The sequence below is a fragment of the Williamsia sp. MIQD14 genome (assembly GCF_051025635.1).
In the GTDB taxonomy this organism is placed as follows: Bacteria; Actinomycetota; Actinomycetes; order Mycobacteriales; family Mycobacteriaceae; genus Williamsia_A.
Map to the genome: position 1 here is coordinate 1,636,549 of NZ_JBPFDG010000001.1, position 23,491 is coordinate 1,660,039.

The following is a 23,491-nucleotide window of genomic DNA, read 5'->3' on the forward strand; positions in this document are numbered from 1 at the left end:
CGCCAGATGCGCGCGATGCTCGCGGTCTTCGTCGGCGGACTCGTCGGCACCGCAGTCCGCTACGCCGCCGAGCGTGTCGATCCGGCCGCGGCGAGCGGGTGGCCGTGGGCCACCTTCATCGTGAACCTCGTCGGCGCCACCATCCTCGGCGCACTCGTCGGGTGGCTGGCGGTGTCGGGCCCGGACGTCGGTGTACGACAACGTGTCCGGCTGTTCGTCGGGGTCGGCTTCTGTGGATCGTTGACGACCTACAGCGCGTTCGCGCTGGAGTCCGACCGTCTGCTCGCCGGTACCCACCGCGCGCTGGGCTTGTCGTATGTGGTGGCGACCGTCGTCGCGGGAGTCGGCTGCGCTGCAGCGGGATTCATCGGTGCACGACGGGTGGCGACTCGATGATCGCGGCGCTGGTCATCCTGGCCGGGGCGCTTGGTGCGGTCGCCCGGTTCGCCGTCGACGGCGAGCTGCGTCACCGGTTCGGGTGGTCGACGCCGTGGCAGACCACGATCATCAACGTCACCGGATCGTTCGCCTTGGGCGTGCTCGCCGCGCTGGTGACCGATGCCGGGGTCGACGCCGACTGGCAGGCCGTGATCGGTACCGGGTTCTGCGGCGGGTACACCACGTTCAGCACGGCGAGCGTCGAGACTGTGTCGCTGCTGCGTGCGGGTCGAACCGGCGCCGGGATCGGTTATGCCGCAGTGTCGTTGATCGTGTCGCTGGCGGCGTGCGCCGCCGGGCTCGGGATCGTCTCCGCGCTGCGCTGAGAACGTCGGGGACCGTGGTCAGAAGTTCTCGACGTCGCCGATCGACTCGAGCGGTTCGTCGTCGGCGCTGCGGCCCAGGAACGCGGCCAGCGCGACGAGAAGCACGATCACGACCAGCGCGGCGACGACACCGATCGTCGACAGCAGGCCCATGAGCGGCAGCGCGGTCACGACCGCGCCGATGAGCGTGCCCAGGATGACGGCGACGAGGACACCTTCGATGGCGAGGGTCAGCCAGTCACGGCCGCGCTCGTCGGGACCGACACCCATGGGTGCGGGGCCCGTGCTCACAGGGCTCCGGTGGCCGCGGAGGCGGCCAGGATCACGATGGTCGCGATGACGAGGGCGGCGAGCATGATCACGCCGCCGTGCTCACCGAGCAACAGGTTCTCGGGCGCGCCGGGAAGTGCGTCGGCGATGTCGCCGAGCAGGTTCTCCGCCTTGTCGGCGACGTCGGCGAGAACGGAATCCGACGTGGTGTCCGCGTCGGCGAGAGGGGCGGCCGAGATGGTGGCAGCGGGTTCGACGCCGGCGGGGGCGAGGGTGTGGTGCTCGAGAATGTTCTGGTCCATGGCGGGCCTTTCGAACAACGCGCAGCTAAGCACGTGTGACACGACGACCCATTTCTTTGATCGCTATGAAAAGGACGCTATACCGTTACCTGCTCGAACAGAGAATCCCCGGACGCATCGGTATTCATTCGAGGCGTCGGTAACGGAACGATAACGGCGCGCGGTCGCCGGGGGCGTCACTGCTGGCTGATGTGTGCCTGTGCCGTGGCCATGATCCGGCGGATGCCGCCCTGCGACAACCCGGGGATCTGGGTCTCGATGGTGCGCACGATGTCGGCGTCGTTGCGGACCTTCTCACTCGACTGGATGAGAACCGTTCCGGCGCCGGTGAAGTCGAACTGTTGCTCTTCGCCACTGCCCGCGCCCATCATGGCCGCACCGGCGGCCATGAAGCCGTTCACCCAGTTCTGGTCGTAGTGATGACTCGGTGACGGGCAGTCGGCCCACCCCACCAGGGACTGGGGGTCGACGCGCACCGGGGGCTCGGCGAACATCACCGGGCCGTTCGACGAGGCCAGGAACTTCCCGGTCCCGATGAGCGTGAGATAGCCAGGCACGATCGACTGGTTGAGCTGCAGGCCCGGCTCGAACGCGAGCAGGTTCGCCGCGCGCACGGTGAGATTGCCGTCGTCGAGGTCGAAGGAGTTGATGTCGAAGCCGCGGTCGCCGATGATCAACGTCCCCTGGCCCTCGGCGACGACGAAGTTCCCCATGTACATCGGGGCGCTGATGGTGCCGGCGATGGAGGAGAGCAATCCCGACTGCAGGCCCTGCATCAGTGTCCGGAACTGCATCTGCCCGTAGTAGGCGATCATCGCGCCCCTCGACATGATCCAGGGCTTGTCGAGGGTGATGTAGTACGCGTAGGAGTTGTGCGGCACGTTGTCGTCGCCCACCAGGACCCCGGGGTGCAGGATGTCGCTCACAGCTTCTCCTCCGATGCCTGCACGAAGACGATGCCGTCGCCCGTGCAGTGCAACTGCATGGCCTCGCCTGCGCCGCGTCCCACCGCGTCACGCCAACTCAGCGCCGATTTCAGTTGTGTCTGAACGTGTCCCAACGTCCCGACGAACGCCTGCGGGTCGACGACGACGGGCTCGCCGCCCACGCGCAGTTCCATCACCTCGCCGTGGGCGAGCAACACCACCGCGCCCTGGCCCTGCAACTGGGTGGTCATCAGGCCGTTGCCGGTGAGGGCTCCGGTCGCGGCACCGCGCAGCGCGTTGCGCAGTCCGCCACCCCCACCGCCGGACTGGGACTGCATCATCACCACCGATGCCTGCATGCCGGCGGTGTGTCCGAGCAGTCGGGAGGCGTCCGCGGTCACCGTGCCACCCTGGGGAAGATCGACGACGTGGACCGCGAGGCCGGCGAAGCCGTAGTGCACCAGACCGTTTCCCTGCGCGAGCATCGTCTTCTCGTGCTCGCCGGCCATCATCCGACCTGCCATTCCCGCCACCGCGCCGAGGCCCGCGCCGACGGCACCGGGGATCATGTGCGGCGAGAACATCACCTGGCCGGTGTAGAAGAGCATGGCGCCCTTGCGGGCGATCACCCCGCCGGCTCGGGCGATGTCGACCGAGACGACCTTGCTGTTGACCTTCTCGAAGACCATGGCGCTCACCGTTCCGCGGGTTGGATCGAGACGACACCCTGGCCCTGCCAGCGCAGGGAGAACGCCTCCCCGCCGCCCGCGCCGACCATGTCGCGCCAGCTGACGTCGGTGACGAACGACTGCTGCAGTTGACCTTTCGCCGATACGAACGCGTCGGGGTCGACCACCAGGGGGAGGTTCGGGTTGACCTCGAGGTGGATCAGGGGGCCACCCGACGACAGCAGTGCGACCTGACCGGTGCCGGTCACGGTGGTGGTGAAGAGTCCCTGTCCACTGCTCATGCCGCCGAGGCCGGCGAAGGTGACGTTGGTCTGCAGCGCACCCGCCATCGCGAGCAGTTGCTGCGACTCGACCTGCAGCGTCTCGTTGTTCAGCTGCAGCACACTGACGTACTGCCCGTTGACGGCGAGGTGGACGACCCCTGTACCGGTGGCCTCCATCAGTGACAGGCTCTCGCCGGTGGCGCGTTGCTTGAGCCCGGCGAGGACGCCCGATCCGCCGCCGAAGCCGGCCGACTTGAACGCCACCGTGCCCTGGTAGGAGACCATCGATCCCGATATCGCCCGGACCGAGGTGTTGTCGAGACGCGCGGCGACGATGCGCGCGGAGTGTTCGACCAGTTCAGCCATCGGTGCTCCTCGAGGACGATGCCCGATGCGTCTCCGGCCGGTACGGCCGGGCGCATGTCCGGGGCAATCGTAGGGCGCACGGCGCGCGGGCGGGCGGTCAAACGGACAAATCGCTGTCGGCCGTCGCGGCCGTGGTCGGGCGGTAGCGTGAGCGCCGTGGACAGCTCTGTGGTGGCGGCGTTCGGACTCGTGGCGGCGATCGGGGTGGTCATCGCCTACGCCCACCACCGGCGGCGCGAGGGTGACCACCTCGGTCGCGACGCGGCACTCGCGGCGTCGCTGCGCACACTCGCCGACGGCGATCCGGTGCGACTGGCGGCCGTCGACGAGTTCGAGACGACGATCTACCGCCGACTGTTCGCCGCATCGACCACCGCACCGCGATTGGTGGCGACCGCATGGTCCGCGGGTGGTCTGGTCCTGGCCCTCGCCGCCGCCCTCGTCACCGAACCGGGATCGGGCGCGCTCGTCGACGTCGCGTACTACCTCGCACTGGCCGCGGCCGTGGGATTCGGCGTCGCGCTGATCGTCCACGCCGTGCGAGCGGCCCTCGCCGCCACCGTGGTCCCGCGCATCGCCTTCGACGACGGGGACGAGCCGCTCGCCGACACCGCGACAAACGATGCCGCGGAAGGCTCTGCCGCGAAAGGCGCTGTCGCGACAAGCGGTTCGGCGGACACCGATCCGCCCACCGCCGCGCGCTGAGCACGGGCGGGCCGCCCCCTCACTCGGCGGCGACCACGCAGCCGAAGCGTCGCCGGTAGGCGGTGGGGGAGACGCCGACGACGGCCGAGAAGTGGTGGCGCAGCAGCGTCGCCGACCCGAAGCCGGCGCGTTCGGCGACCTCTTCGATCCCGATGTCGGTGGCCTCCAGCATGTTCTGCGCATGCAGCACCCGCTGCTCGGTCAGCCAGCGGTGAGGGGTGGTACCGACCTCGTCGACGAATCGCCGGGCGAACGTCCGCGCGGACATGTGTGAGCGCGCCGCCAGGGCGGGTACCGAGATGTCGTCGGCGAGGTTCTCGAGCATCCACGCGAGCACCGCGCCGAACCCGTCCTCCGAACAGTCCGGGACGGGCGCCGACACGAACTGTCGCTGACCGCCGTCCCGGTGCGGCGGCACCACCATGCGACGGGCGATGGCGTTGGCCACGACGGGTCCGTGTTCCTGCCGCACGATGTGCAGGCAGGCGTCGATCCCGGCCGCTGTGCCCGCGCTGGTGACGATCGGGAACTCGTCGACGAAAAGGACGTCGGTGTCGACGACGGTGTTCGGATACCGCGCGGTCAACTTCTCGCCGTGGCGCCAGTGCGTGGTGCAGCGCTTCCCGTCGAGCAGGCCGGTGGCCGCGATCGTGAAGGCGCCGGTGCACACCGACAGCAGGCGGCCACCACGGGTGGCGACGGTGCGGAGCACGTCGAGCACCTCGGGCAGCGGATCCCCGTCGCTGGGACCGCCGGGGATGGCGACGAGGTCGGCGTCGAGAGCGGCCGACAGCGGCAGGGGCGCGATGATCGACGCCCCGCTGCCGCTCGCGAGCGGGACGTTCGGCGTCGGCGAGCAGATGAGCAACTCGAAGGGCGGCACGCCGTCATCGGTGCGGTCGAGCCCGAAGACCTCGTGCACCACGCCGTATTCGAAGAGCGCGACGGGCTCCTGCACGATCACGGCGACAGTCCTCAGCATGTCGACCAGTGTGGCAGAAATTTTGTGAACATCGGCAATTCTGCCGCTGGTGGCACGATATCAGCGAGAACACACTTTCTGACATGACTCTCGCAGTGATCCTCGTACCGGTTCTTTTCATCGCCTTCGTCGCGGTCTACCGCAACCAGCGCGACACCGCCCATCTCGATCGGGTGCCGTTCTCCAGCGGGCCCGACGCGGCGCGTATCCACGCCGAACTGCGCATGCTGACCGGCCGTAACCCGGTCGCGGCTCAGTCCGGGACGAAGTCGTCGAACGCGGCCGCGAACAGCCGGACGCAGACCGCCAGGATGTGATCGGGGTCGGTCGACCCGTTGCCGAGCACCCAGTCGGTGAGCAGCTGGTTGACCGCACCCACCAGCCCCACGGCGACGAGGTGGAACTCATGGGTCACCTCTGCGAGGCCGGCGTGGGCGGCCCCCGCGGCGACGATGACCTCGGCGAAATCGTGGATGACCCGGTGGCGACGCGCTTCGAGCGCAGGGCTGACGCCGACGACCTCGAGCAGCATGATGCGGGCGCGGCGTGCGTCCTCGGTGAGGCAGTCGACGAACTCGTTCAGCGCCACTCGCGCCAGGTCGGCGATGCTGCTGCCGCCGTCGGCGATCGACGCCTCGGTCCGGCCGCGGACGAGCTCGACGACCGAGTCGTAGACCGCGAGCAGCAATCCTTCACGGTCGTCGAAGGATTCGTAGAAGTACCGCTGGGTGAGTCCGGCGCGTTCGCAGACCTGTTTCACCGAGGTCCGCTGGTAGCCATCGGTGCCGAAACACTCGAGACCGGCGTCGAGGAGCTGTTCGCGCCGCGCCGCCTGTCGGGCCGCCGGATCCTGGCCGCCATAGCGGCGGCCCGTCGTCTGCACACTCGTCGCACCCGGTCTCATCGCCGTCCAGACTAGTCGGCCCGGAGGCGGCGACCCCGATCCGAGGAGTCCTGCAGACGATCGGTGACGCCGCGGGTCAGATGATCGTCCCGACGTCGTTCGCCACCAGGTTGTCGAGTGCGCGCTCGGCGATCGCGGCGATGGTCATCGACGGATTGCACGCCGCGCAGTTGCCGGGGATCAGCGCGCCGTCGAGGACATAGAGCCCCTTCTGCCCCCGGACGCGGCCGTCGAGGTCGCACACCGAGCCCATCGACGCACCGCCCAGCGGGTGCCACGTGTTGGGGAAGACACCGGTGGTGTCGGTGAGGACGTCGGGTCCGGCGATCTTGCGCACGGTGGGCCCGATACGGGTGTTCTGGATGCGCGCGTCGCCGTTCGTGGGCCATCGCAGGATCGCGTCGTCGGCGCGGGAGTCGTAGGTGAAGTGGCCGCGGCCGTCGCTGACTCCGTAGCCCACCATCATGGTCGTGCGCGAGTCGATACCCGCCACCGACGGGATCGACGCCTGGATCACCGTGATGGCCTCGGTCGGGCGTGACCAGTCGAGCGATCCGAACACGACCGGACCACCCTGGACGGCGCCGAAGTCCTCGGTGAGGCTCGTCCAGGAATAGATTCGGTCGGCATTGCTTCCCCACCCGCGTCCCAGACCGTCGGGCATGTCGGTGATCTGGTCCTTGGCCGCGGCGCGCATCAGCAGGCGTGTCGTGTTCATCGTGCCCGCCGCCATCACCAACGTCGGTGTCGTGATGATCTTGTTCTCGAGAACACGCCCCGAGGTGTCGGTGCGGTCGACGTGGACCTCCCACTGCCCGTTGCGGGTTCGGAAGACCTCGCGGACCTCGTGTCGGACCGCGACGGTGACGCGACCGGTCGCCTCGGCCTGCTTGATGTAGGTGACGTCGACACTGTGCTTGCCGCCGTTGTTCACCCCGATGCTGCCCGCGCTGTTCGTGTAGGACGGGGTCATCTCGCCGCGCAGTTCGCGCAAGGCGTAGGTCCAGTCGATCGGCATCGGGATCTTGGAGACCGGGAGTCCCACCGCCCGTGCACGTTTCGCGAACACCCGCGGCGCGTGATACTGCGGGCTGTCGACGAGGGCGTCGGGCGCGGTCTCGAGCTGCAGCATCCGCGCCACCCGCGGGTAGTGGGTGCGGGCGAGGCGGGCGTAGTCGAGTTGCTCGGGGAACTGCGTGAGGAAGACGTCCTCGGCGGGCTGCAGCGTCATGCCCTGGTAGATGAGGGAGCCACCCCCGACACCGGCCGCGCAGATCGCGGTCATGTTCTCCCCGACGACGGCGTCGAGCAGGCCGGTGTACGGATCGAACGCGACGGGTTTGCCGAACAGTTGCGGGGCACCGCGATGCCACAGCAGCCGCTTGTCCGGCGAGGTCGCGAGAGGGAATGTCTTCGCGTTCGGACCGGTGGGCCAGCGGTTCCCGCGTTCGAGCACCAGCACCGGGACGCCTGCCTGCGCCAGCCGCAGCGCGGTGACGCCGCCGCCGAATCCCGAGCCGACGACCACCACGCGGTGGCTCTCCCGGGTGAGGCGGACGCGGGCCGGGGATGGGGAGCGACGGGACCCCGCGGTCTGTGCCTGTGCCAGGGCGGGTGTGGCGAGTGCGGCGACGCCGGCGGCGGCGGTGCCCGCGAGTAACGAGCGGCGACTGACATCGGTCATGAGAGATCCCCCGGGAGAGCGGTCGTGGACGAGGACGGGTCGTGGCCGGGGGAGTGGACACATCCGTGGGCCGACGGGCGGACGGATGCGCGGTGACAGATGATGCGCCACCGCCGGTACGCGGTCCCCCGACCACCGGCTGACGGTGACGCCCTCTGAAACTAGACAGTGACTGCGAAAAGTGTCAAGAACTAATCGAGGGAGGGTGCGATCCATCGCGTCAGGAACGCCCGCAGCTCGTCGTCGGGACGGTCGGCCGGGTCGTCGAACAGGATCACCGAGAGTCCGATGAGCAGTGCCATCTCGACGATGTCGTCCATCCGGGACTCGATCTGAGGGAAGCGGACGGCCATGGGGGCGAGCATCTCCCGTGCGACCGGGCGCGCGCGCGAAAGCATGCCGGTGTCGAACAGCGGGTTGAGGGCCTCGCCGCGCAGCAACGTGGCGAGCACCGGGTGTCGGTGCAGTACCGCCCGGCCGGCGATGACGAACTCCACGAGGTACTCCGCGGGACCCTCGGCGGCGTCGACGCCGGACCGGATCTCGTCGGTCGCCTCCATGGTCACGCTGATCACCGCCTGCGACACCATGTCCTCGCGGCTGCCGAAGATCGAGTAGACCGTCTGACGGGACACGCCTGCCCGCGACGCCACGGCTGCGATGCTGGCGGCGGCGAACCCGCCCTCGGCGACCAGATCGAGCGTCGCGTCGATGACCTTCTGTCGCGACCGCATGGGGTGATTATCCCGCGTCGGACGCCGAATGGTCAGAACTCGCACATGTCGGGAGACCGCCGGAGCCGGATACCACCGACTCCCTCGACCGAAACATCTTCGCAACCGCGGTGATCCGAGGTGCCGGGAGCCCCACGACGACCACCGCTCGGGTGGTAGACAGGAGACGTTGGATCACGCGCACGTTCACGCTCGACGAAAGGCAGATCATGGCGCTCGACGACGATGACATCACCACCTCCACCGGCGGCGGAGAAGGCCCGGCCGACGGCGGTTCGAATCCCGGTGGCCACGACGGCGGCGCCGACGGCACCGCGGGTGCGGGCGAGGGCCCGGCCGACGGTGGTTCGAACCCCGACGGTCACGACGGCGGCGCCGACGGCACCGCGGGTGCGGGCGAGGGCCCGGCCGACGGTGGCTCGAACCCCGGTGGCCACGACGGCGGCGCCGACGGCACGGCCTGACCGACACCAGAAGATGCTGAGCCGTTGTATCTCAGTCGATCTGGGAACCTTCCAGCGCGAGTACTGGGGTCGTGGACCACTGCTCAGCACCTCGACGACGCTGCCCCGCGACTTCGGTGATCTGCTCTCGGCCTCCGCGGTCGACGAACTGCTCGCCGAGCGCGGGGTACGCGCGCCGTTCATCCGCATGGCGCGCGACGGCGCCCTGCTCTCGCGTGACGAGTTCCTCGGGCCGGCCGGGGTCGGCGCCGAGATCGGCGACCAGGTCGACTCGGCGAAGGCGTTGGCGCAGTTCGCCGACGGCGCCTCGATCGTCCTGCAGGGACTCCATCGCCTCTGGCCCCCGGTCATCGATTTCGTCCGACGCCTCGTCGACGACCTCGGACACCCGGTCCAGGCCAATGCCTACATCACCCCTCCCGGCAGCCAGGGTTTCGACTCCCACCACGACGTGCACGACGTCTTCGTGCTGCAGGTCGCCGGCCACAAACACTGGACGGTCCACGAACCGGTGGTGACCAGCCCGCTGCCCACCGACGCGTGGACCGGTCACCGCGACGCGATCGCCCGGCGGGTCACCGAGGCCCCGGTCATCGACACCGATCTCGCCCCCGGCGATGCGCTCTACCTGCCGCGCGGCTGGCTGCACTCCGCACGGACCACCGACGAGACCGCCATCCACCTGACCATCGGCGTGCCCGCGCTGACGCGCGTCGACGTGGTGCGGGCCGCGGTCGACCGTGTCGCCGGTGCGGTGACCGACCTGCGGACCTCGCTTCCCGTCGGCATCGACCCCACCGATCACGACGCCGTCGCCGCACACGCGACGAAGGCGTTGCTGGCCTTCGCCGACGAGATCCGCGACCGCGCCGACGAGTGGGGATCGGCCGTGGCCGACGACCTCGCAGGCAGTTTCGCGAGCCGTACCCGCCCCGCCGCGGTCCGGCCCCTGGCCACCCTCGATGCCATCGCGGCCGCAGGGTCGGTGGGCGTGCGCTGGCGACACGGTCTCCTCGGGTCCGTCGTCGACGACCCGACGACCGGACGCGTCCGCGTGCAGCTGCCCGACCGGACCATCTCGTTCCCCGGCTCCTGCGCGCCGGCGCTGCGGCATCTGCGTTCGACCGAGGGGTCCGGAGACACCGCTGCGGCCACGGCGACAACACTTCCCGGACTCGACGCCGCCGACGGCACCGTGCTCATCCGGCGCCTCCTACGCGAGTCCGTCGTGGTCCCGGCGGGGGTGTGAACCCGCCCAACGGCCGATCGAGCGTCACCGTCGGCGAACGGGACCCGGCGCTGCCGCCGTGCAGTGACCGGTCGTTGGCGGCCGACGAACCCCTCTTCGCGACGGCGTCTCTCGGCCACGACTGGCTCCTCCTCGAGGTGGCCGGACCGTGGGGGCACTCGGCCTTCCTGCAGTCGCCGCGCATCCTGGAGCCCGCACTGGGGCGGGCGATCGTCCGGCGCGCCGAGGCGGCGTCGATGCGCATCGTGGCCATCCGCCGCCCGGGACGTCGCGCCCCGACCCCGCGGTGGCGGTGGTTCATCGCGCAGACCCGGCCCGTCGGTTCGGTTCTGCACGGCGGCGAGGTCTCCGGTCCGGAGGACTATCTCGATCTGCCCCTCGACGGCTCGGCCGGATTTGTCGTCGACGGCCCGCTCGCCGCCGTGTGCGCCCACGGCAGACACGACCGCTGTTGCGCGGTGCGCGGCCGGGCCGCCACCGCCGATCTGGCCGCCGCGAACCCCGACATCACCTGGGAGTGCTCGCATCTGGGAGGTGATCGGTTCGCGGCGACGATGATCGTGCTGCCCGACGGGTTGAGTTACGGGCGGGTCGACTCCGGGGATGTGGTCGACCTCATGGCCCGACATGCCCGGGGTCGCGTCGCCCCGGACCTGCTGCGCGGGAGGACCTGCGTCCCGCACGTGGTGCAGGCTGCGCAACACTTCGCCCGCGAACACACCGGGGACGATCGGATCGAGGCGTTCGCACCGATCGACGTGCTCGACGACGGGGAGACCGCGCGCGTCGTCCTCGACGCCGGCGACGGTCGTCGTGCCGAGGTGACGCTGCGGGTGTCGGCGTCGCCGCCGCTGCTCTCCACGTGTGACGCCACGATCCCGGGCAGTGTCCGGCGATTCGCCCTGGACCACATCGACTTTCCCTGACGCCCCCGGCGGGCGTCCGGGGATCGCTCAGCGGGTGAGGAACTCGGTGACGGCGGGCCCGGCCTCGCGGTGGCACTCCTCGAAGTAGGCGTGCCGCGCACCGGCGAACACCCGCACCGTCGCGTCGGCGATGCGTTCGGCGAGGAGTGCGGCGTTGCCGACCGGCGCCATCCGGTCGTCGTCGCCGTGGAGGATCAGCGTCGGTGCGGTGATGTCGCCCAACGCATCCCACGCGTCATGGTTGTTGCTCGCCTGCAGGTGTCGGTGCCGGGCGTGGTTCGTCATCGACGGGTCACCGAGGGTGCGATACGGGCCGGGATGGTTCGCGCGCCACCGCGGTGTGTACATGAGGTCGGTGAGCACCTCCTGCGAGCGGTCGTGGGCCAGTGCACGTCGGACCTCGGCGCTGCGGGGCACGCCGTGGGCGTCGCCCGGTGTGGTGCACCCCAGGATCAGGTGCGTCACGCGGTCGGGGTGCAGCGCGCCGACCCACTGCGCGACGCGACCACCCATCGACGTGCCGTAAACCGCCGCGTCGCCGATCCCGAGGTCGTCGAGCACCGCGATCGCGTCGTCGGCGAACATCGTTGTGGAATAGGGCATCTCGGGTGAGTCGCTGCCGCCGGTCCCGCGGTAGTCCACGGCGATCGTGGTGCGACCGGCGCCGAGGTCGTCGCGCACCCCGTCCCACCAGGTGTGGTCGTTGGACTGCCCGGCCAGCAGGAGCAGCGCGGGTCCGCTGCCGCGGACGGAGACGGCCAGCCGCGTACCGTCGCGAGCGACGACCGAGTGGCTCTCACTCACGCTCGAAACTCCCGAACACCGCCAGACCCTCGTGATCGACGGTGAACGACGCCGTCGTGGCGCGGGTGCGGATCTCCCCGTCGAGTGCGATGGTCGTGGGTCCGTCGAGCGAGGTCACGGTGAAGTCGGTGACGCGCATCTCGTGATAGAGCTTCGACCGTGCGAGCTGCCCGGTGAGGACGGAGAACATGATGCGGATCTTCGCGAACCGCTTGTCGACCTCGAGGATGCGGACGTCGAGGAGACCGTCGTCCATCCGTGGGCGGTGGGCCGGGGCGAAACCCGGTGTCTCGTAGACCGACGTCCCCAGGAAGAACAGTGACGTGGTGACGGTGGTGTCCTCGTTGCCGGTGTCCCGGTAGCGCAGTCGCACCGGGCGTTCCCGGCGCAGGGTGTGCAGCATGGCGTAGACACTGGCGACGGGCTTGCCCAGCGTGTTCTCGTACCGCTCGCGGAACCGCACGAACTGGGGGTACGCGCCGATGTTGGCGTTGTTGATGAAGGCCGTCTCGCCGTTGAGCAGGGCGAGGTCGACCCGCGCCACGCGGCCCTTGCGGATCGCGGCGACGGTGTCGGCCACCGTGGCGCAGCCGATGTCCTTGGCGAAGTGGTTGAAGGTGCCCGCAGGGAACACCGCCAGCGGCACACCCGAGGTACGGGCGATGTCGGCGGCCGCCGCGACGGTCCCGTCGCCGCCACCGACGGCGAGGACCTCGGCGCGCTCGGCGGCGCGACGCAGCAACTCGGTGGTGTCGTCGCCCTCGCCGCACGTCACGATCTCCGCGGCGGGCAGGTGGGCGCGGATCTCGTCGATGATCCGCTCGCCGCTGCCACTGCCGGAGTTGGGGTTGATGACCAGCACGACCCCGGCCCCGTCGCTGCGCTCACGGGTCGGCACCCATCGCGGTGCATGGTCGACCGGGCGGTACACCGACATCGGCGGGAACACGCGCCCGATGAGCAGCGCGATGGAGGCGCCCATGCCGAATCCGACGACCACGTCTGCGGGGTAGTGCGCGCCGGTGGCGACCCGGGAGACGCCGACCAGCGCGGCCAGCGGGGCGAGCGCGGCACCGAACTTCCGGTTCTCCAGCCCGACACCGACCGCGAAGGCGGCCGCACTGGCCGAGTGCCCCGAGGGCATCGACGTCGACGACGGCGTGCGGACGACCCGGGCCAGCGGAACCGCGTCGGGGATGGGGCGCCGCCGCGACCACACGCGCTTGGCGATCTGGTTGGTCACGACACTGCTGACGGCGAGACTGGTCACCCCACGCGCCGCGCCGCGCTGCGCCGACGCCGACCGCGACGCGACGAGACCGGCCGCGATCGCGAACCACAGTCGCGAATAGTTGGCCGCGTTCGTCAGCCGCGGCATCGTGGCGTCGAGCAGGGGGCTGTCCGATCGTGCGACCGCGTCGTAGACGGCGCGATCGACGGCACCGAGGGCGACCCCGATGCGTCTGCGCCGGCGGTGGTGCCCGGTTCTCATGGCTCTCAGTGTGCCCCAGATCGCACCCGGCGTCCGACACCGTCGGGACCGAACCAGCCGGTGCGCGATGACTCCGCCTGCGCGGCAACCGGATCGAGGGACGGTGATCTCACGACAGGACGACCGGCGCGAGGCTGGCGATCGCCACGTTGATGACGGTGCCGGTGACGACCGAGAGGATGGCGTTGTGCCGCCACCGGTGGACGGCGATGGTGGCGGCCAACGCGACCGCGGCGGCGACCGTGCGGCTGTCGAGGGCGGGTGGCGCCTGGTGCACGACGGTGTAGGCGGCGAGGATCGTCATCATCCCGACCGGCAGGTCGACGGCGAGGTGGGCGAGGACGGCACTGTTCCGCAGCGGGGTGAGGACGGCGAAGGGTGCGGCCCGCAGGGTCCAGGTGATGGCGGCCGACACCGCGATCGCGGCGAGGAGGTACGGCGTCGACGGCATCAGCGGTGCACCTCGTCGGAGACCGGCGAACGCTCACCCGGGCGCAGAGGTGAGGCGGGGGTGCGACGCCGGGCGAGCACGCCCCCGGCGACGACGATGCCGACGTAGGCGCTCATCGCCGCGATCAGCATGCCGCCGCCGAGCACGGTGTAGGCGGCGACCGCGCATCCGACACCGAGTGCGGGCAGGGCGAGGCGGCGACGGGTGCGATGTGCCTCCATCGCCAGTACCACGAAGAAGGCGGGGGCGGCGAACTCGAGACCGACGATCGAGGCCGGCACGACGCTGCCGAGCGCAGCGCCGACGGTCACCGATCCGACCCACGCCAGGTGGAACACCGACTGGACGGTGAGGATCCGTCCGCGCCCCCACGTCTGGGCCTCTGGTTCCGACGTCAGCGCCCAGGCCTCGTCGGTGAGCGCGAAGGTGCTGTAGGTCTTCGCTGCCAGGCCGTGCACCCGATGCAGCGGGAACGACAGGGAGTAGAAGGTGTGGCGCATGTTCACCAGCAGTGCCGCGACGGCGATCTGGGCGAGCGGCACCATCGCGGACACCATGCCGACGAGGAGGATCTCCAGCGACCCGGCGAAGATCACCCCGGCGAACACCGGCGCCCACCACCAGGCCAGCACCGACTGCGACACCACCACGCCGAAGGCCAGGCCCATGGGGAGCACCGACACCGCCGCGGGGGCGACGGTGCGCACACCGGCGACGATGTCGGTCTCGGTGGCCCGCCGGGTGAGTGGTCGGTCGAGGACGGTCATGGGAGCAAGAATATCGAGCAACCGGGTGCCGTGGATTGCGCATCGTGGCGGTATCGTTCCCCCATGCGCAACGCAAAGCGGCTCGACGACCTCGATCGCGCAATATTGTTGGAGTTGCGCGCGGACGCCCGTCTGAGCAACGTCGAGCTCGCCCGGCGGGTGGGGCTGACGCCGGCCCCGTGTCTGCGACGGGTGAAGCGACTCGAGGACGACGGGGTGATCGCCGGTTATCGCGCGCGGATCGATCCCGAGGCGAGCGGCCGTCCTCTCACGGTGTTGCTGTCGGTGGAGATCAGCATGACCCGGAGACAGACCGTCGAGGAGTTCGAGTCGACGGTCGCCGGCTACGACGAGGTGACCGAGATGCGGCGTCTGTTCGGGGTGCCGGACTACCTGATACGGGTCGAGGTCGCCGACGCCGCCGCCTACGAACGCTTCCAGACCGAGAAGCTGGCGGCGCACCCGGCGCTGCACCGGATCGTGTCGCACCAGACGATGAAGGTGGTCAAGGCACTGGACTGACCAGGCACGAAACGGAGCGAGTGTTCGGTCGCTGTCGCTCACCACACATCGCGGATCGACGATCTGGGCGGCGTCACCACGGATCGGGCGGGCCGTGACCTGACAGTGACCTTGCACTCGACTGCATTGTCTGTTCTGTGATCGCAAGCGTGCGCGCTGTGCCGTGCAGCAACGTACTGTTGGCCCGAGAGACCCGGATCACACTCGCTGAACGCCAGGCGTGGGGGTAACCGGGGGTGCGGACAGCAGCCATCTCGATCGAGAACCTTGTGAGGTCACGTGTCACCTATGAATCCCGGCGGGCGCCTCGATGGCTGAACGCGGCGCCACACCTCAGGTATCGCCTCTGCGGCGGGGGTTCCTCAAGGGGATCCGGGCTCTGTTCAGCCCGCTCGAGCCCGATGACTACATCGAGCTCATCAATCCCTTGTGGACCACCAAGGAGTTGCGCGGTCGCGTCGAGGAGGTCAGTCCCGAGGGCACCGACGCCTCGACCGTGTGGATCCGCCCCGGCTACGAGTGGCCCGGTCATGCGCCCGGTCAGTACGTCCGGCTCGGACTGGTCATCGACGGCAAGTTCCACTGGCGGGCCTACTCGCTGACGTCGGACCCCGAACCCCGTGACGGGCTCATCAGCGTCTCCCCGAAGCTCGTGGAGGAGGGGACCGTCTCGCCGTATCTGGTGCGAGCGATCCGCCCGGGAGAGATCGTCCGCCTGAGCGACGTCGAGGGTACGTTCCTGCTGCCCGACCCGCTGCCCGAGAAGATGCTGTTCATCAGCGCCGGCAGTGGCATCACCCCGATCATGAGCATGATGCGGGCCCTCGACCACCGTGACGAGATGAACGATGTCGTCGCCATCCACTCGATCCATCGCCGCGAGCAGACGATGTTCCTGACCGAGCTCGAGCGGTTCGACAAGGCGCACGACGGCTTCACGCTGAACCTGCGGGTGACCGGCGACGAGGGCCGCATGAAGCCCGAGGACCTCGACCAGTTGTGCCCAGACTGGCGAGAGCGCACGACGATGGCGTCGGGACCGGCCGAACTGCTCGACGATCTCGTCGAGCACTACAAGGCCAACGACATCGGCGACCAGATCCTGCTCGAACGATTCCAACCCACCTTCGGTGCAGACCCCGGTGAAGGTGAGGGTGGCCACGTCACGATGCTCAAGAGTGACAGCGACTTCGAGTGTGAGCCAGGCGTTCCCATCTTGCAGGCAGGCGAGGAGGCGGGGCTGGAGCTCAAGTACGGGTGCCGCATCGGCATCTGTCACACCTGTACGGGTGTATTGAAGAAGGGACAGATCCGTGATCTGCGCACCGGAGACGTCTCCTCACCCGAGGGGCAGTCGATCCGCATCTGCGTGAACAGCGCCGAGGGCGACGTGGAAGTGGATCTGTAAACAGACAGAGGCTCCACCACCACAGCCCGCGCGGCAGGCAACACCAGCGAATCGCAGCGCACCACAGCGATCCATCAGGGAGGACCAGCATGACCACCACCGAACGACGTAACCCCACCGGGAACCCGATCGCTCATCTCGACGCCGAGACGATCGAGCGCCTGGGCAAGGAGTTCGACGCGATCCACGACGAGGTCTACAGCGACCTCGGCGACAAGGACCGCAACTACATCAAGTCCGTGATCGCCGCGCAGCGCCAGCTCGCCGCGCTCGGCCGCGTCGTCCTGCTCAACTCGCGGTCCAAGCCGGCGTGGTTCGTCGGCACGGCGGCCCTCGGCGCGGCGAAGATCCTCGAGAACATGGAGATCGGCCACAACGTCATGCACGGCCAGTGGGATTGGATGAACGACCCCAACATCCACTCGTCGGTGTGGGACTGGGACACCGCCTCGACCGCCGAGTCGTGGAAGCACTCGCACAACTACGTGCACCACACGTTCACCAACATCCGCGGCAAGGACAAGGATCTCGGTTACGAGATCATGCGGATCGATCCGCATCAGAAGTGGAACCCCGTCTACCTGGCGCAGCCGTTCTACAACCTGCTTCTCATCGCATTCTTCGAGTGGGGCGTGGCGTTGCACGACCTCGACCTCGAGGCCATGCGTCGGGGCGACAAGTCGCCGGCCGCGGTCCTCAAGGACCTCAAGGGCAGCGCGTACAAGATGCGTCGTCAGGTGGTGAAGGACTACATCGGTTGGCCGGCGATCAGCGCGGGCGCCTTCGCGCTCACCGCCGTCGTCACCGGTGGCCGGGTGCCGCAGAGCAAGACCTCCCGTCTCGGCAAGCAGCTGCGCAAGCTCAACGGTCGGTCGGCGAAGTCGGCCGCCTCGGTCGCCGACCGCATGCTCCCGGGCGTCGAGGACACCTTCGTCGCCACGTTCTGGGCGAACTTCACCGCCAACATCATCCGGAACGTGTGGTCGAACGCGATCATCTTCTGCGGCCACTTCCCGGACCAGGCGTACACCTTCAGCCAGGAGGAGGCGTCGGACGAGAGTCGCGGTGCCTGGTATGCCCGTCAGCTGGTGGGTGCGGCGAACATCGACGGCAGCCCGCTGTTCCACATCGCCAGCGGCAACCTCAGCTACCAGGTGGAGCACCACCTCTACCCCGACATGCCGAGCTCGCGGTACTCGCAGATCGCCCCGAAGGTGAAGGACATCTGCGAGCGCTACGACCTGCCGTACAACACCGGTCCGTTCTTCTCCCAGTGGGGACAGGTGCAGCGCACCATCCTGCGGTTGGCGTTCCCCGGTGGCAAGGTGCGGCCGAAGCCCGGCCCGTACCACCGTCCGGCGCACTCGGGTTCCGACGTCCGCGACTCGGAGGCCGCTCGCTTCCGTGGCCGCCTGCCCGCCGATCACCCCGACGCGGGTCCGGAGCACGGTGGCGACAACGGTGTGCGCGTCTCGATGCCCCCGCGCGAGTGACACGGCGCGACTGACGTCGCAGGGTCTGCTCGGACCCGCCTGAAGTGCAGAGATCGTCCCCGTGGAGGGGAGCGGTGGACTCCATGTCCGCCGTGACTCCCCACGGGGGCGTTCTGCGTTTCGGGGCTCTCGGCGGAGGGTTTACAGGTGTACTCCGAACACGTATCGTGACAACGAGCGTTGACTACAACGCTCATTGACTACAACGTCAGTTGTCACGGAGAAGGGACGCGAGATGACGATCACCGTCGAGAGCACCGGAACGGACGAGACCCGTCGCGATCAGGGCTCCAACGAGGTCTCCGATCGTCTGATCGCATCCGCGGCACGGATGTCGCGCAACGCGATGACCGAGATCGACTGGAACGAGCCGCTCGACCCGACCAAGTACGGCTGCAGCCCGGAGTGGTCGTCGCTGTACGGCACCGACATGTGGGACGAGTTGACCGAGGAGCAGCGCATCGAGCTGACCCGGCACGAGTTCGCCTCGATCTCCACCAACGGCATCTGGTTCGAGATGATCCTGCAGGAGATGGTGATCCGCGATCAGTACCTCGGCGAGTACCACTCGCCCGAGTTCCAGTGGTCGCTGGTCGAGATCGCCGACGAGTGCCGTCACTCGCTGATGTTCGCCAAGGGAGCCGACGTCATGGTGGGGACGTCGTACCGGCCGTCGCGGTTCGTCGGCTGGGCCGGCAAGGCCTTCATGGCGCTGGCGAAGAACGAGGTCGCCTACAGCGCGATCCTCGTCGCCGAGGAGGTCCTCGACGTCTTCCAGCGCGGCTGCATGAACGACGACCGTGTGCTGCCGCTGGTGCGCACCGTCAACGAGATCCACGTGCTCGAGGAGTCGCGGCACATGAAGTTCGCCCGCGAGGAGGTGCGCGAGTCGATGGAGGGTGTCGGGTGGTTCCGTCGCCAGCTCAGCGCTCTCATCATCGCGATCGCGGGTTTCCTCATCGTCACCAGCCTCCACTCGCCGCACCTCTACACGAACGCCGGACTGGACAGCAAGCGTGCGATGGCGGCGAAGAAGAACAACAGCCACTTCAAGTCGATGATGCGCGAGAGCTGCGTCCACCTGATGGAGTTCCTCGACAGCGTCGGCCTGCTGACGCGTCCGGCCGCGCGGTGGTACCGCAAGGCCAACCTCCTCTGACGTCACCCGCCCGTGAACGCGGGCGGCCTCAATCGAAACAACGGTCATCTCATGGCTTTCGCCATCACGCAGTCCTGCTGCAGCGACGCCGGGTGCGTGTCGGTGTGCCCGGTCAACTGCATCCATCCCGCGCCCGGCGAGCCGGGGTTCGGGACCGCGGACATCCTGCACATCGACCCCGACACCTGCATCGACTGCGGCGCGTGCTCGGACGCCTGCCCGGTCGACGCGATCTTCCCCGTCGACCGCCTCGGTCCGCGGGATCTGCACTTCGCCGAGGTGAACGCGGCGTACTACCGCGACCGTGAGGTCTCCCAGGACCAGAAGCCCACCGAATACGTTCCGCTGCTGCGCCTGCCCGAGGGCATGCGGGTGGCGCTGGTCGGCACCGGACCGTCCGCGGGGTACGCCCTGCGGACGCTGTTGATGCGCACCGACGTGCAGGTGACGGTCATCGACAAGCTCCCGACGCCGGGCGGACTCGTCCGATCGGGTGTGGCCCCGGATCACCCTGCGACGAAGAACATCACGCGCGGATTCGATCTGCACCTGCGTGATCCCCGGGTGACCGTCCTCGGCGGTGTCGAGGTCGGTCGCGACGTCTCGCCCCAGGATCTCGCCGACCACTTCGATGCGGTGTTCTACGCCATCGGGGCGTCGGAGCCCCGTCGTCTCGGCATCCCCGGTGAGGACCTGCCCGGCAGCACGTCGGCGAGCGCTGCGGTCGCCTGGTACAACGGCATCCCCGACGCCCCGAACCCGTTGCAGCCGGCGACCGTCGGTCGCACGGTCATCGTCGGGACCGGCAACGTGGCGCTCGACATCGTGCGTCTGTTCCACACCGATCTCGCCGACCTCGCCCGCACCGACATCGCCGACCGCGCCCTGGACTTCTTCGAGGCCAACCGCACGCGTGAGGTGGTGCTGCTCGGCCGCCGCGGTCGCGACACCGGCGCCCACACCCCCGCGGAGTACACCGCCCTGGTGAACACCCCCGGGGTCGAGATCGTCACCGTCGATGCGTCGGTGCAGGATTCGATCACCGTCACCGCCGAGGTCGACGGCACGGCGAAACGCATCGTGTTCCTCTACGACTCCACACCGCTCGAGGTGCTGGGCAGCGGTGTGGAGGGCGATGACCGCGTGCGCGCCGTCCGGGTGCGCACCGGTGACGTGGTGCGCGACATCCCCGCCGACAACCTCATCTCCTCCATCGGCTACCGCACCCGACCCATCCCCGGACTCCCGTTCGACGACGTCGCGGGCCGTGTCCCCAACGAGGCCGGTCGGATATCGGACGCCTCGGTCGCGGTCGCCGGTTCGTACGTGGTCGGATGGGCCAAACGTGGACCCACCGGCGGGATCGGCGCCAACCGCGCCGACGCCGAGGAGACGGTGCAGGCCTTCATCTCCGACGCCGCGGAGGGTCGACTCGAGACCCGCCCGCACGCGATGGGCGACTTCGACACGTTCCTGCGGCGGCGCGGTGTGCAGCCGGTCAGGGCTCGCGGGATCGCCACCATCGATCGCGTCGAACGGCGCCGTGGGGCGCCCACGGGCCGTCCCCGCGTGAAGCTCACCAGCGAGACCGAACTGCGGCAGACGGCGCGGGCGCGTCGTCGTCGGATCTTCCGCTCCGGCGACTGACGTCGACTCGCCCACCTGTCGACGCCGGTGATGCGCGCCGCGTGCCGGCAGTCGCAGCGACGCACGTCACTTCGGGCCTCCTGACGAGTCGTCGCCGACTTTCCCTGTGCACGGGGCCTTTTCGTTCCTATTCTGGGAAGCAGAACGAACGTGCCAGTCCAGGCGTTCGCCGACGAGAAAAGGAGAGGCCATGCTCATCACCATGTTCGTGCTCGGCACCGTCGCGGTCTCGGGAATCCTGCTGTGGGGCGGCAACGACCTCGATTTCAGCGCCCGCACCCGCTCGTAGAACCCGTAGATCACCCGCGATCACCGATCGCACCACAGATCCCGCCGTCGACCCCGACGGCGGGATCTGTCGTCGTGTGACGAGGAATATAGATCGTGCACTATTCAATAGCGTACGATCTTCGTCATGACCGATGTGGCCACCACCGACGACCTCCTGCAGCTCGACCGGCAGGTGTGTTTCGCCCTCGCCGTCACCAACCGCACCGTGCTGACCATCTATAGGCCCCTGCTCGAACCGCTGGGGCTGACCCATCCCCAGTACCTGGTGATGCTGGCTCTCTGGGAGTCGTCGCCGCGGAGTGTGCGCGCCATCGGTGAGGTGCTCATGCTCGATTCCGCGACGCTGTCGCCCCTCCTCAAACGCCTCGAGGCCGCCGGGCTCCTCACCCGCGAGCGTTCGAGCGCCGACGAGCGTCAACTCGACGTCACACTCACCACCGCCGGCGCGGAACTGCGTACGCAGGCGCTCGCCATCCCGCCGGCCGTCGTCGACACCCTCGGGGTGTCCCTGGCCGACCTCGAGGATCTCCGCGAGGTGCTCTGGCGGATCAACACCGCGGCCAAGGCGGCCGGTGACAAGACGACCGGCGACAAGACGACCGGTGACAAGGGGATGGGCCGATGAGCGGGTCGACGCGCGCACGGACACGACCGACGGTGTGGCAGTGGATCGGCTATGCGTTCGGACGCACCCTCGACGACGATCTCCGCGACTGGGTGCGGCGGGACCTGTTGGGGCGCAACTTCTACATCCGACACCTCGTGCGGGGGATGGTGCCGTTCCTGCCCATCTTCGCGGTGTTCATGATGTTCCCGGGACCGTGGTGGTTGCGCGCGCAGATGGTCGCGCTCGCAGCGGTTCTCGGGCTGATCTACTGCGCGGCCTACATGGACCAGAACCGCAGGCACCGTCTCGGCAAGCACGGACTCGACCCCGACCTGCTGCCGGAGAGCCGTCGCCGACAGGCCGTCGCCGACCGCGACGCGTACGAGGCGATCTACGGTCGGTCGACGTCGGTCACCCGACGCGCACTCGACCCGACCGATCGCGATCGCCTCGAGCGCTGAGATCAGCTCAGCGGGGTCGCACAGGGGTACCCGCGCAGAACCGTGCGCGCGAGGATGCCCAGGGTCGCGGTCAGTGAGTCGGGACGGATCACGGGGAATATGCCCTTCGCGCGCCAGTCCGGGTGGATGTCGGACCAGTCGTAGAACGACGTGACCCGCGTGCCGTCGCCCTCGGGGCTCAGGCGGTAGCCGTACACGTGGCCGATGGGCGGGCGCATCCGGCCGAGGATCGTCCACGAGATCTCGCGGTCGCGCTCGAACGACGCGATGGTGACGGTGACGTCGTACTCACCCATCGGGATGTCGCCGAGGGCCTCGCGGTCCATGTGCACGACGAACGTGTCACCCGCCGCCCGAACACGGTCTCCGTCGGCGCCCATCAACATGCCCGAACCGTCGATGGCGACATGCCCCTGCGGATCGCTGAGCACCGCGAACACCTCGGCAGGCGGCGCGGTGATGACCCGGGACACCTCGATCCGCGTGGGTTCGGTGCCGGCGTCGCCGTCGGCGGGCGATGAGGTCGAGGACTCGTCGGGATGCACGAACCGAGCCTAACGTCCGGCCCGCCGACGACTCGTCAGTCGGCGGCGGCGATGGCCGCACTCACCGCCTGCTCGTCGGCGCCCCCGTCGATCTCGTAGATGCGCTCGTCCGCGTGGGAGCCGTTGGCCCAGTCCGACGCGTCGTCCTCCCGCCAGTCCATCAACTTCCCGTCGGCGTCGAACGCGAGCACGGGTCGGTCGGGGTACCGAGAGGTGATCTGTGCCATCCGCCCGGCCAGCGTGGGGTCCTGCCGGTTCGTACCCGGGTCGGTCGTGTCGGCGTCGGTCATCGCGGTCTCCCTCGTGTCGGTGTGCGAGCTCGTCGTCGTGGAGTAGCCGAGGAGCGGCTCGTCGAAACCGGGAGGACGCGCCGCGATCGGGTCAGCGCCTCTGGGTGTGCACGATCATCGTCGTGGCGACGGAGAACGGGACGTCGACGACCTCGGCGAGGTGGAGGAGGTGGTCCCGCGCGGGTCGCGGTGAGAGATGGTGTCGCGCCATGGTGATCCCGATGGCCTGATCGTCGACGGTGATCTGTGCGAGGGCGGCGGAGATCCGGTCCTCGGTCGCACGGTGGTCGTCGGTCATGGTGTGCGCTTCCGTTGCGTGCGTGGCC

General features: G+C 69.1%; 30 protein-coding genes. 14 read left to right on the forward strand and 16 right to left on the reverse strand.

Annotation, left to right across the window (positions count from 1 at the left end; translation table 11 throughout):
- The first annotated feature begins 6 nt into the window (after positions 1-6).
- Both ACQ7HM_RS07340 and crcB read left to right on the forward strand, forming a co-directional pair.
- Entirely contained in the window at positions 7-396 is a 390-nt protein-coding gene (locus ACQ7HM_RS07340; protein WP_434215656.1) for a fluoride efflux transporter FluC, read from the forward strand.
- Positions 393-764: a fluoride efflux transporter CrcB gene (crcB, locus tag ACQ7HM_RS07345; protein ID WP_434215540.1), complete on the forward strand. Its 372-nt coding sequence runs from the start codon at positions 393-395 to the stop codon at positions 762-764. The genes ACQ7HM_RS07340 and crcB overlap by 4 nt, the downstream gene beginning before the upstream one ends.
- An 18-nt stretch (positions 765-782) precedes the next feature.
- Here crcB and ACQ7HM_RS07350 read toward each other — a convergent pair whose 3' ends face one another.
- The 5 genes from ACQ7HM_RS07350 to ACQ7HM_RS07370 all read right to left on the reverse strand — a co-directional run bounded on the left by ACQ7HM_RS07350 (position 783) and on the right by ACQ7HM_RS07370 (position 3,580).
- Complete coding sequence (locus ACQ7HM_RS07350) at positions 783-1,055, reverse strand: hypothetical protein (RefSeq protein WP_434215541.1); 273 nt, start codon at positions 1,053-1,055, stop codon at positions 783-785.
- Positions 1,052-1,336, reverse strand: a complete 285-nt coding sequence (locus ACQ7HM_RS07355; protein WP_434215542.1) for a hypothetical protein — start codon at positions 1,334-1,336, stop codon at positions 1,052-1,054. The genes ACQ7HM_RS07350 and ACQ7HM_RS07355 overlap by 4 nt, the downstream gene beginning before the upstream one ends.
- Before the next feature lie 176 nt (positions 1,337-1,512).
- Positions 1,513-2,262, reverse strand: a complete 750-nt coding sequence (locus ACQ7HM_RS07360) for an AIM24 family protein (protein WP_434215543.1) — start codon at positions 2,260-2,262, stop codon at positions 1,513-1,515.
- Complete coding sequence (locus ACQ7HM_RS07365) at positions 2,259-2,951, reverse strand: AIM24 family protein (RefSeq protein ID WP_434215544.1); 693 nt, start codon at positions 2,949-2,951, stop codon at positions 2,259-2,261. Before ACQ7HM_RS07365 ends, ACQ7HM_RS07360 begins: the two co-directional genes overlap by 4 nt.
- 5 nt (positions 2,952-2,956) lie before the next feature.
- A complete protein-coding gene (locus ACQ7HM_RS07370) occupies positions 2,957-3,580 on the reverse strand; it encodes an AIM24 family protein (RefSeq protein ID WP_434215545.1) in 624 nt (207 codons plus the stop codon).
- A gap of 156 nt (positions 3,581-3,736) precedes the next feature.
- Between ACQ7HM_RS07370 and ACQ7HM_RS07375 the strand changes: the two genes are divergently transcribed.
- Complete coding sequence (locus ACQ7HM_RS07375; protein ID WP_434215546.1) at positions 3,737-4,285, forward strand: hypothetical protein; 549 nt, start codon at positions 3,737-3,739, stop codon at positions 4,283-4,285.
- A 19-nt stretch (positions 4,286-4,304) separates the two neighbouring features.
- Here the strand turns inward: ACQ7HM_RS07375 and ACQ7HM_RS07380 are convergent, their stop codons facing one another.
- The gene (locus ACQ7HM_RS07380) at positions 4,305-5,267 is read right to left on the reverse strand and encodes a GlxA family transcriptional regulator (protein WP_434215547.1); all 963 of its coding nucleotides are present in this window, start codon (positions 5,265-5,267) and stop codon (positions 4,305-4,307) included.
- Between the two features lie 83 nt (positions 5,268-5,350).
- On the opposite strand from ACQ7HM_RS07380, the gene ACQ7HM_RS07385 reads away from it, so the two are divergent.
- The gene (locus tag ACQ7HM_RS07385) at positions 5,351-5,584 is read left to right on the forward strand and encodes a hypothetical protein (RefSeq protein ID WP_434215548.1); all 234 of its coding nucleotides are present in this window, start codon (positions 5,351-5,353) and stop codon (positions 5,582-5,584) included.
- Here the strand turns inward: ACQ7HM_RS07385 and ACQ7HM_RS07390 are convergent.
- From ACQ7HM_RS07390 to ACQ7HM_RS07400, 3 genes are all read right to left on the reverse strand, one after another.
- Positions 5,521-6,171, reverse strand: a complete 651-nt coding sequence (locus ACQ7HM_RS07390; RefSeq protein WP_434215549.1) for a TetR/AcrR family transcriptional regulator — start codon at positions 6,169-6,171, stop codon at positions 5,521-5,523. The two genes, ACQ7HM_RS07385 and ACQ7HM_RS07390, sit on opposite strands and share 64 nt — an antisense overlap.
- 76 nt (positions 6,172-6,247) lie before the next feature.
- Complete coding sequence (locus tag ACQ7HM_RS07395) at positions 6,248-7,855, reverse strand: GMC oxidoreductase (RefSeq protein WP_434215550.1); 1,608 nt, start codon at positions 7,853-7,855, stop codon at positions 6,248-6,250.
- Between the two features lie 191 nt (positions 7,856-8,046).
- The gene (locus ACQ7HM_RS07400; protein WP_434215551.1) at positions 8,047-8,589 is read right to left on the reverse strand and encodes a TetR/AcrR family transcriptional regulator; all 543 of its coding nucleotides are present in this window, start codon (positions 8,587-8,589) and stop codon (positions 8,047-8,049) included.
- Between the two features lie 209 nt (positions 8,590-8,798).
- Here ACQ7HM_RS07400 and ACQ7HM_RS07405 point away from each other — a divergent pair, with 209 nt between their 5' ends.
- Genes ACQ7HM_RS07405 through ACQ7HM_RS07415 form a run of 3 tightly spaced genes read left to right on the forward strand, consistent with a single transcriptional unit; the run spans position 8,799 to position 11,228 of the window.
- Entirely contained in the window at positions 8,799-9,053 is a 255-nt protein-coding gene (locus ACQ7HM_RS07405) for a hypothetical protein (protein WP_045824669.1), read from the forward strand.
- A gap of 13 nt (positions 9,054-9,066) precedes the next feature.
- A complete protein-coding gene (locus ACQ7HM_RS07410) occupies positions 9,067-10,302 on the forward strand; it encodes a cupin domain-containing protein (protein WP_434215552.1) in 1,236 nt (411 codons plus the stop codon).
- Positions 10,299-11,228, forward strand: a complete 930-nt coding sequence (locus ACQ7HM_RS07415; protein WP_434215553.1) for a sucrase ferredoxin — start codon at positions 10,299-10,301, stop codon at positions 11,226-11,228. Before ACQ7HM_RS07410 ends, ACQ7HM_RS07415 begins: the two co-directional genes overlap by 4 nt.
- Before the next feature lie 27 nt (positions 11,229-11,255).
- Here the strand turns inward: ACQ7HM_RS07415 and ACQ7HM_RS07420 are convergent, their stop codons facing one another.
- The 4 genes from ACQ7HM_RS07420 to ACQ7HM_RS07435 form a co-directional block, all read right to left on the reverse strand.
- Complete coding sequence (locus ACQ7HM_RS07420) at positions 11,256-12,032, reverse strand: alpha/beta fold hydrolase (protein ID WP_434215554.1); 777 nt, start codon at positions 12,030-12,032, stop codon at positions 11,256-11,258.
- Entirely contained in the window at positions 12,025-13,524 is a 1,500-nt protein-coding gene (locus ACQ7HM_RS07425) for a bifunctional phosphatase PAP2/diacylglycerol kinase family protein (RefSeq protein ID WP_434215555.1), read from the reverse strand. The genes ACQ7HM_RS07420 and ACQ7HM_RS07425 overlap by 8 nt, the downstream gene beginning before the upstream one ends.
- 109 nt (positions 13,525-13,633) lie before the next feature.
- Positions 13,634-13,975 carry an AzlD domain-containing protein gene (locus ACQ7HM_RS07430; protein ID WP_434215556.1) on the reverse strand — a complete coding sequence of 114 codons (342 nt, stop codon included), beginning with the start codon at positions 13,973-13,975 and terminating at the stop codon, positions 13,634-13,636.
- Positions 13,975-14,742, reverse strand: coding sequence for an AzlC family ABC transporter permease (locus ACQ7HM_RS07435; RefSeq protein WP_434215557.1), 768 nt, complete (start codon positions 14,740-14,742; stop codon positions 13,975-13,977). The genes ACQ7HM_RS07430 and ACQ7HM_RS07435 overlap by 1 nt, the downstream gene beginning before the upstream one ends.
- 63 nt (positions 14,743-14,805) lie before the next feature.
- Between ACQ7HM_RS07435 and ACQ7HM_RS07440 the strand changes: the two genes are divergently transcribed.
- The 7 genes from ACQ7HM_RS07440 (at position 14,806) to ACQ7HM_RS07470 (ending at position 22,330) form a co-directional block, all read left to right on the forward strand.
- A complete protein-coding gene (locus ACQ7HM_RS07440; protein WP_434215558.1) occupies positions 14,806-15,264 on the forward strand; it encodes an Lrp/AsnC family transcriptional regulator in 459 nt (152 codons plus the stop codon).
- Between the two features lie 310 nt (positions 15,265-15,574).
- Positions 15,575-16,672 carry a ferredoxin reductase gene (locus ACQ7HM_RS07445; RefSeq protein WP_434215559.1) on the forward strand — a complete coding sequence of 366 codons (1,098 nt, stop codon included), beginning with the start codon at positions 15,575-15,577 and terminating at the stop codon, positions 16,670-16,672.
- A gap of 89 nt (positions 16,673-16,761) precedes the next feature.
- Positions 16,762-18,165 carry a fatty acid desaturase family protein gene (locus ACQ7HM_RS07450; RefSeq protein WP_434215560.1) on the forward strand — a complete coding sequence of 468 codons (1,404 nt, stop codon included), beginning with the start codon at positions 16,762-16,764 and terminating at the stop codon, positions 18,163-18,165.
- Between the two features lie 235 nt (positions 18,166-18,400).
- Positions 18,401-19,324, forward strand: a complete 924-nt coding sequence (locus ACQ7HM_RS07455; protein WP_434215561.1) for an AurF N-oxygenase family protein — start codon at positions 18,401-18,403, stop codon at positions 19,322-19,324.
- 51 nt (positions 19,325-19,375) lie between these two features.
- Complete coding sequence (locus ACQ7HM_RS07460; RefSeq protein ID WP_434215562.1) at positions 19,376-20,971, forward strand: 4Fe-4S binding protein; 1,596 nt, start codon at positions 19,376-19,378, stop codon at positions 20,969-20,971.
- 415 nt (positions 20,972-21,386) lie between these two features.
- The gene (locus tag ACQ7HM_RS07465) at positions 21,387-21,887 is read left to right on the forward strand and encodes a MarR family winged helix-turn-helix transcriptional regulator (protein WP_434215563.1); all 501 of its coding nucleotides are present in this window, start codon (positions 21,387-21,389) and stop codon (positions 21,885-21,887) included.
- Positions 21,884-22,330, forward strand: a complete 447-nt coding sequence (locus tag ACQ7HM_RS07470) for a DUF5313 family protein (protein ID WP_434215564.1) — start codon at positions 21,884-21,886, stop codon at positions 22,328-22,330. The genes ACQ7HM_RS07465 and ACQ7HM_RS07470 overlap by 4 nt, the downstream gene beginning before the upstream one ends.
- 2 nt (positions 22,331-22,332) lie before the next feature.
- On the opposite strand, the gene ACQ7HM_RS07475 is transcribed toward ACQ7HM_RS07470, so the two are convergent.
- The 3 genes from ACQ7HM_RS07475 to ACQ7HM_RS07485 all read right to left on the reverse strand — a co-directional run bounded on the left by ACQ7HM_RS07475 (position 22,333) and on the right by ACQ7HM_RS07485 (position 23,463).
- Positions 22,333-22,809, reverse strand: coding sequence for an SRPBCC family protein (locus ACQ7HM_RS07475; RefSeq protein ID WP_434215657.1), 477 nt, complete (start codon positions 22,807-22,809; stop codon positions 22,333-22,335).
- Positions 22,810-22,910: 101 nt separating this feature from the next.
- Positions 22,911-23,165 carry a hypothetical protein gene (locus ACQ7HM_RS07480; RefSeq protein WP_434215565.1) on the reverse strand — a complete coding sequence of 85 codons (255 nt, stop codon included), beginning with the start codon at positions 23,163-23,165 and terminating at the stop codon, positions 22,911-22,913.
- A 91-nt stretch (positions 23,166-23,256) separates the two neighbouring features.
- Positions 23,257-23,463: a hypothetical protein gene (locus tag ACQ7HM_RS07485; RefSeq protein WP_434215566.1), complete on the reverse strand. Its 207-nt coding sequence runs from the start codon at positions 23,461-23,463 to the stop codon at positions 23,257-23,259.
- Between the last annotated feature and the right edge of the window lie 28 nt (positions 23,464-23,491).